Here is a 7,559-nt window from a genome sequence, read left to right as displayed (position 1 = left end):
CGACACGTGCCATCGAACCTGGATCGCCAAGTTACGTCGCGGTGAGGTCACCGCGCCAGATCTCATCCGACTCGACGCGGTAGCTGAGTTCTTCGGGCGCACGCGGGCCGACCTTGTCGGCGTCGACGACCCTGTCAAGTCGTCGCATGACCTGCGTAGGCTTACCAGCCTCGTTGAGCGACTCGAAGCCCACTGTGTCGACCTTGCCCAGTTGGCGTCCCTGGATCCTGAGGACGTCCGGCTGGTGGGCATCCTCGTTCGCCGTCTCGCCACCAAAGTGGGCGCCTGAGCCGGACGCCTGGAACACGACGGGCAGTTCTCCGAGGACGGTACATCCGAGCCGGTCGACGGTCTCGCGCATGGCGTCAACCAAGCTCTGCGAGGTCGGGATCGGGGACGCCGCAGCCGCTGGGGTCGTAGACAGCATGGATCAGGAAAGAACGTCCAAGGTCAGGCCGTGTGCCGGTCCCAGATCGGGGTGTGGACGGTGCGGGGCGCGGATGAGTCCAGTCATCGGCGTCGACGCGACCGACTGCAGCGCCACCCCAGCCCCCCGCGGCCCGGACTGGGTCGTGCTGGCGTTCGTCTCGCTGCCCGGTCATATGTCCAACAGTCGCTACCGGCTCCAGATATCACGATCCGCTCTTTTATGTGCGCGGGTGTCTTCCGTACCGATTGCGCCGGAACCACGCTGCGTGCGCCACCCGGGGAAGGGAGTTGCACGGGTCGGCTGGCGCGCTTGGAGTCCACATGACACAGTCGTGACCAGCGGCAACGCCGTCTTCGGAAGGTGGTGGCGCTCGTGGTGCTGCTGCCTGTTCCGGTGCGGCTGGCGCTGGCCACGCCGGCTCGCGCGGTGCCGCAAGGGCCCGGCTGGTGCCTGGAACCGAAGATCGACGGGTGGCGGGTGTGCGTACACACGGCGGCCGGGATCGTTCAGTCCCGCAACGGCAACGACCTGGCCCACCGATTCCCCGAGATCGTCGCCGCCGGACATGTGTTGGGTGATGTCGTCATCGACGGGGAGATGGTCGCGCTGCGAGACGGCCGGCTGGACTTCACGGCCCTGGCCCTGTTCCCGCCCGCGCGGGCCTCGGTCGGAGTAGTGATCTACTACGCCTGCTTCGACCTGCTCGCCACGGACACCACCGACCGCCGCCGGGAGCCGTATCGGACGCGACGCGCCCGCCTGGCCGACCTGCTCGCCGGCGCCGGGCCGCTCCTGCAGCAGGTGCCGATGACCACGGATCGACAGGTCGCGGCACGATGGCTGGACCCGGCGATGGCCGAGGTCGGCATCGAAGGTTGCGTCGCCAAACCGGCGGACGCCCCGTACCGGGCCGGTCGGGCCAGCGGCTGGCTCAAGATCCGGCAGAAAGTCCTGATGGACTGCCTGGTCGTCGGCATTACCGGGCCTGCCCAGCGGCCGGAGAGCCTGGTGCTGGCCCACCCAAAACCCGCCAATCGGCCCCGCCTCATCGGCGTCACCCTGCCGCTGCCGCGCCCAGTGGCTGAGCAACTCGGCGTCCTGCTCACACCCCTTGACGAGCCCCGCCAACCACTGCCCGGCGTGCTCCTCGGCCTGCCCGGCCACCCCGCCAGCGACTACCAGCCCGTACAGCCCGCACTGATCGTCGAGGTCGAAGCCGACCCCCTCATCGAGTACGGACGCCTCCGCCACCGTGTCCGACTCCACCGCGTGCGATCCGAGCCAAGTTAAGTCGTCGGAAGATCACTTCCTAACGGTGCTGACCTGCGCGGACTGAGCTGTGGTTACTCGGGGGACGAGGGCCACGATCGAGTCCTTGGCCAGCCGGCGGTACCGCATCCGCAACCAACGCTTGACGCACGATGTTTGGCTGATACCGACCTGACGGCACGATCACCTTGATCAGCATCCTCACAGCCCGGTGAAGACGGCGACCTCCACCCAATCCTCCAAGGTTGAGCACTCCCTACTGTCGACTGGGGTCCGATTTCACCGTCCGTAGGGGGTCGGTTTCAGGTCTGCGCAGCTGTGTTAGTTGCGCTTCGCTGAGTCTCGGCTTGACTCGATCAACTGTCCACTTGATACTCATGAACAAGTGTTCGATCGCTGGCTTCCCCCGGCGGGTGCGGGAACGGGAGCTGGTGGTGGCGGGGTTCAACGCGGGGTCGTCGTGGTCGGAGTTACGGCTGGCGTTGTCGGGGCAGGTCGAAGCCCCGGTTGGTGATGGTGGGGACAGTCCGGCGTGGTCGCGGAAGCGGGAGGGCTATGCCGGGCCGCCGCCAGACCTGGCGGACCGGTTCATGAGTGATGACCTGTGCGGCGGGGGCGTACGGGTGCCGTACGCGGAGCTGCACACGCACTCGAACTTCAGCTTCTTGGACGGCGCCAGCCACCCGGAGGATCTGGTTGAGGAGGCGGCTCGGCTGGGGCTGGACGCGATCGCGTTGACTGATCATGACGGCATGTACGGGGTGGTGCGGTTCTGGGAAGCGGCGCGGGAGCTGGGGATGTCTACGGTGTTCGGCGCCGAGTTGAGCCTGGGGTTGGCGGGTCCGCAGAACGGCATCCCCGATCCCGAAGGTCAGCACCTGCTCGTGCTGGCGCGCCGGCTTGAGGGGTATCGCCGGTTGTGTCGGGTGATCACCGACGCGCACCTGAGGGGTGAGGAGAAGGGGCGGCCGGTCTATGACCTGGACCAGGTCATACAGGAGTTGCGCGATCACTGCGTGGTGTTGACCGGGTGCCGCAAGGGCGCGGTCCGCCAGGCCCTCACCGCGGTCGGACCGCACGCCGCGCTCGAGGAGGTGGCGCGGCTGGTGGACTGGTTCGGCCCGTACGCGGTCGCGGTCGAGCTATATGACCACCAACTGCCGCTGGCCAGCACCCACAACGACTGGCTGGCCACGATCGCCGCCGAGCTGGATATACCGACGGTCGCCACCAACAACGTCCATTACGCCCGTCCGGACCAGGGCCGGCTCGCGGCGGCGATGGCGGCGGTCCGGGCCCGCCGCAGCCTGGATGACATGGACGGCTGGTTACCGCCCGCGCCGCTGGCGTTCCTGCGGTCCGGGGAGGAGATGCACAACAGGTTCCGCCGCTATCCAGGTGCGGTCCAGCGCGCCGCCACGCTGGGTCTCGGGTGCGCGTTCGATCTGCGGCTGGTGGCGCCGCAACTGCCGCCGTTCGACGTGCCCGACGGGCACGACGAGGTGTCGTGGTTGCGGGAGCTGACCTGGCGCGGCGCGGCGACCCGGTACGGCAGCCGCGAGCAGGCCCCGGAGGCGTATGCCCAGCTCGACCACGAACTCGCGATCATCGAAGAACTCGACTTCCCGGGCTACTTCCTGGTCGTGGCCGACATCGTGCAGTTCTGCCGCGACCGCGGGATCTACTGCCAAGGGCGGGGGTCGGCGGCGAACTCAGCGGTCTGCTACGCCCTGGGCATCACCAACGCCGACCCGGTGCAGTGGAACCTGCTGTTCGAGCGCTTCCTGTCGCCCGACCGGGACGGACCCCCAGATATCGATGTGGACATCGAGTCCGATAGGCGCGAGGAAGCGATCCAGTACGTCTACGCCAAGCACGGCCGGCGCCGCGCCGCGTTGGTCGCCAACGTCATCACCTACCGCGCCAAGTCCGCGGTCCGGGACGCGGCCAAGGCCCTCGGCTACTCACCCGGGCAGCAGGACGCGTGGAGCAAACAGATCGACCGCTGGGGTCCGGTCGCCACGGTCGCCCGGTCCGCCAGCGACCCGATCCCCGAGCCCGTGCTGGAGTTGGCTGAGCAGTTCGGGGACCTGCCCCGCCATCTGGGGATCCATTCGGGCGGGATGGTCCTGAGTGACCAGCCGGTGTCCGAGGTCGTGCCGGTCGAGCACGCCCGGATGAAGGACCGGACGGTCCTGCAATGGGACAAGGACGACTGCGCGGCGATCGGGCTGGTCAAGTTCGACCTACTGGGGCTGGGCATGCTCTCCGCTCTGCGCTACTGCGTCGAGCTGATCCGCGACCACCACGGCGTCGAGGTCGACCTGGCCAAGCTCGACTACGGCGACCCCGCCGTCTACGACATGCTCTGCGCCGCGGACGCGGTCGGGGTGTTCCAGGTCGAATCCCGCGCTCAACTCGCCACCTTGCCCCGCCTGCGCCCCCGCGAGTTCTACGACCTGGTCGTCGAGGTCGCGCTGATCCGGCCCGGCCCGATCCAGGGCGGCTCGGTCCACCCCTACCTCGACCGCCGCAACGGCGCCCCCTGGGACCACGCCCACCCCCTGCTCGAACGCTCCCTCGGCCGCACGATGGGTGTGCCGTTGTTCCAGGAACAAGTGATGCAGATGGCTATCGACGTTGCCTCGTTCACCCCGGCCGAGGCCGACCAACTGCGCCGCGCGATGGGCTCGAAACGCTCCCGCGCGAAGATGGAACGCCTGCGGGAGCGGTTCTACGCGGGCGCCGCTGCCAACGGGATCGTCGGTGAGCTTGCTGACCGGGTGTTCATGCAGGTGGAGGCCTTCTCAGACTATGGGTTTCCGGAGGCGCACGCGATGTCGTTCGCGTCGATCGTCTACCAGTCGGCTTGGCTCAAGCACAACTACCCGGCGGCGTTCTGCGCCGGCCTGCTCAACGCCCAACCGATGGGCTTCTACTCCCCGCAGTCCCTGGTCGCCGACGCCCGCCGCCACGGCGTGCACACCCACCGGCCCGACATCAACCTCAGCGCCGCTGCCGCCACACTCGAACCCGACCCGGACAGCACGGGCGGGCACGCGATCCGGCTCGGCCTGGCCAGCGTCCGCGGCCTGCATGAGGCCGCCGGGCACGTCGTGGCCGAACGCACCACGAACGGCCCCTACCGCGATATGGCGGACCTCGGTCGCCGGCTCTCGCTCAACCAACCCCAGCTGGAGGACCTCGCCACCGCCGGGGCGTTCGACTGTTTTGACCTCGACCGCCGCCAGGCACTCTGGACCGCTGGCGCCACCGCCCGCGACCGCTCTCACTTCCTCCCCGGCACCACCACCGCCGGCCACGCCCCTGCACTCCCCGGGATGAGCGCCCTCGAAATCGTCGCCGCCGACGCCTACGCCACCGGCATCACCCCGGGTCACCACCCCGTCGAGTTCCTCCGCAACCACCTCGACAGCATCGGCGTCCTCCCCGCCCACGCCCTCGCCGACGTCCCGGACGGCACCCGGATCACCGTGGGCGGCGTGGTTACCCACCGCCAACGCCCCGCGACCGCAGGCGGCATCACCTTCCTCAACCTGGAGGACGAAACAGGCATGATCAACGTGGTGTGCTCGCTAGGCCTGTGGGCACGCTACGGCGCACTCGCTCGCAACGCAGCTGCGCTCACCATCCGTGGCACGATCGAGAACCGCCAGAACGTGATCAATCTGGTGGCCGACCGTCTCGACCAGCTTGAGGTCGCGGTCGTCGCGCACGGCTCACGTGACTTCCGCTAGCAGGGCGGAAACCTGTGTAGTAGCACCGCGTCGTCGGGCGGCAGGTTCAGCGGTTCCTGGATCTTCGGTGCCGGTCGGCGAGCAGACAGTGCATCGGTCAGTTGGGGCACTTGGCGAGGTTGGTCGGGAGCTTGTCCCTGGCGAACCAGACGTTGGGCAGGAAGCCCACGTGGTCGATGTCGGGGTGGGGCGCGATGCGCACCCAACGATCATCCTCGTAGTAGCCATCCTCGCCAGGTATGCCGTTGCGGATCGTCTGCCCAGTGGCCACGCAGACGACGGTGATGGTCTTAGGCAAGGTCACTTTGGCGACCTGGCTCGTGCCGTCGATACATGGACTGAGGCCGCAGTCCCGATCCATGCTTGGCCTGCTCCAGATACCCAGGATCTTCGCAGGTGAGGCCCCCATCGTCTTGCTCCCGTCGAGAGGAGCCTCGAAGGAAGTGATCTCTTCTCGCTGAGCGTCGTTGTGAACCGCAGCGTCGCCTGACGTCACTGGCGACCTTCCCGTGGACGACTCGGAGCCGTCTTCCCAGGGCTTCGTCACAAGGACTGTTCCGGTGATCAGAACGACAGCTGCCGCTGCGGCCACGATCAGCGTGGGTCTCGGCATCCGTCGCGGCGGTGGCTGCTCGCCAGGAGGGAGAGGACCATCGGGGAGCGGTCCTTTGGCGGTCTCACCCGATAGCGGCAGGGGCAGCCTGTCATCGTCTTGGTGTTCAGGGGGCGGTTCGGGCAGCGTCAGCATCGGCTGAGCTTCGGTCGTCTCATCGGGTCGCGGCGCCGTATCGTCGGTGGTTGCGGGACTGTGAGTGGTGTCCGCGGAACTGGACTGCCCGGGTTGATCAAGTGGGTCAGATGCAGCGTCGTCATCCGGCGTGGGCGGTGCCGGGACGGCCGGCTGTTGTAGCTCGCCATCTTCTTGCGCTTGAGCCGCGGCCTCTCGCTTGGCCTTCTCGCGTTTTTTTCTGGCCTGTAGCGCGGCTCGCGCGAGGTTCAGCAACTCCTGGAGCTCGGCGTGATCCTCAACTCCCAGAGTCTCGAGGAACACCCCGAAGGGCTGAGCCTCAGGGGCGACGTCTCTGATGATCGGGATGCGCAGCTGCTTCAGCCAGTTCCCGACGGTCTTCTCGTCGAGCACTGTGTTGTAGTCGTCTGCAGCGATCTGGCAGATCCTTCCCGCCGTGAGGCCAGGCGGTGCCGCGTCGAGGACGGCTTTGATCCTCGTCCGGAAGACGTCTTCTTCGGGCGAGGTCTCGTCGGGTTCGGTGGTCATGGTCAACGATCGTCGCTCACTACTACCGAGTAGTCCTGTTACCCACCGTCAGTGGCCGTCGGCGCAGGTCAGAGCGTGTCGGGCGTGGCGAATGACGGTCAGTGACGGTCATTTGGTTTCGCACTGCGGCCGATCACCTGACGCTGTGAAGCACAGCTCGGCGGTCATCGATGCCGCCAGCCCAGACACAGAGGAGCACCACACCAACCATGACTCGACTATTCCGACTGGCCACCGCCGTGACCGGGGCGGTGGTACTCGCGCTCAGCCTGTGGGTCGCCGCACCGGCCCAGGCTGCGGCGGCCTCCTGTCCCGGCGGATCCTGTACCGACAAGGATCCGCAGGCGCAGGGCTGCACCGCTGATGCCAAGACGGTCCGCGAGTTCACCAACTTGGCGCTTCGCATCGAGTTGAGGTACTCGGCCCGCTGCCAGGCTCTGTGGGCCCGATGGACCGTCAAGACGTCGATGACGGTGTCCGATTACGTCTTCATTCGGCGGCACAACCCCAACGGCAGCATCAGCCAGCGCCGCACCAGCACCGGCATCGACCCCGGCGACCAGGGGTGGACTGTCATGATCAGCAGGCGTCCTCACGATCGATTCGACGCGTGCAACTTCATCATGCAGGAGTGCACCAAGCCGCTGTGGCCCAAGCGGGTCCGTGCCGCCGCCGCTGAGGAGACGTCCACCGTGGCGGGGGCACCGGCTCCCGCAGCGGTCAACCAGCCGGTCCAGGCGGGTGCCGCGGCGGCGAACTCGTGGAACTGCCGCGTGGTGATCGCCGACTACTTTGTTTTGTAGTGCGTCTTGTAGGGAAAGTTTTT

At 67.5% G+C, this 7,559-nt stretch carries 5 protein-coding genes; 3 read left to right on the top strand and 2 right to left on the bottom strand.

Annotation, left to right across the window (positions count from 1 at the left end):
* Window positions 1-31: 31 nt before the first annotated feature.
* Complete coding sequence (locus tag ACJ73U_RS47000; RefSeq protein WP_407784310.1) at window positions 32-361, bottom strand: hypothetical protein; 330 nt, start codon at window positions 359-361, stop codon at window positions 32-34.
* Between the two features lie 432 nt (window positions 362-793).
* Here ACJ73U_RS47000 and ACJ73U_RS46995 point away from each other — a divergent pair, with 432 nt between their 5' ends.
* Both ACJ73U_RS46995 and ACJ73U_RS46990 read left to right on the top strand, forming a co-directional pair.
* On the top strand, window positions 794-1,720 hold the full coding sequence (locus ACJ73U_RS46995; RefSeq protein ID WP_407784309.1) for a hypothetical protein: 927 nt from the start codon (window positions 794-796) through the stop codon (window positions 1,718-1,720).
* 356 nt (window positions 1,721-2,076) lie between these two features.
* Window positions 2,077-5,457: an error-prone DNA polymerase gene (locus ACJ73U_RS46990; RefSeq protein WP_407784308.1), complete on the top strand. Its 3,381-nt coding sequence runs from the start codon at window positions 2,077-2,079 to the stop codon at window positions 5,455-5,457.
* Window positions 5,458-5,554: 97 nt separating this feature from the next.
* Here ACJ73U_RS46990 and ACJ73U_RS46985 read toward each other — a convergent pair whose 3' ends face one another.
* Window positions 5,555-6,733 carry a hypothetical protein gene (locus ACJ73U_RS46985; protein ID WP_407784307.1) on the bottom strand — a complete coding sequence of 393 codons (1,179 nt, stop codon included), beginning with the start codon at window positions 6,731-6,733 and terminating at the stop codon, window positions 5,555-5,557.
* A 239-nt stretch (window positions 6,734-6,972) separates the two neighbouring features.
* Between ACJ73U_RS46985 and ACJ73U_RS46980 the strand changes: the two genes are divergently transcribed.
* Complete coding sequence (locus tag ACJ73U_RS46980) at window positions 6,973-7,536, top strand: DUF2690 domain-containing protein (protein ID WP_407784306.1); 564 nt, start codon at window positions 6,973-6,975, stop codon at window positions 7,534-7,536.
* Window positions 7,537-7,559: the final 23 nt, after the last annotated feature.

Source organism: Actinophytocola sp. (genome assembly GCF_045807065.1).
Classification (GTDB): domain Bacteria; phylum Actinomycetota; class Actinomycetes; order Mycobacteriales; family Pseudonocardiaceae; genus Actinophytocola.
The sequence above is the reverse complement of the archived record's forward strand: the minus strand, read 5'-3'. Positions and strand labels throughout refer to the sequence as shown.

Bases quoted from the DNA above. Each gene is read 5' to 3' on its own strand.
- ACJ73U_RS46990 (WP_407784308.1), top strand. From the start codon at position 2,077: ATGAACAAGTGTTCGATCGCTGGCTTCCCCCGGCGGGTGCGGGAACGG.
- ACJ73U_RS46985 (WP_407784307.1), bottom strand. From the start codon at position 6,733: ATGACCACCGAACCCGACGAGACCTCGCCCGAAGAAGACGTCTTCCGG.
- ACJ73U_RS47000 (WP_407784310.1), bottom strand. From the start codon at position 361: ATGCGCGAGACCGTCGACCGGCTCGGATGTACCGTCCTCGGAGAACTG.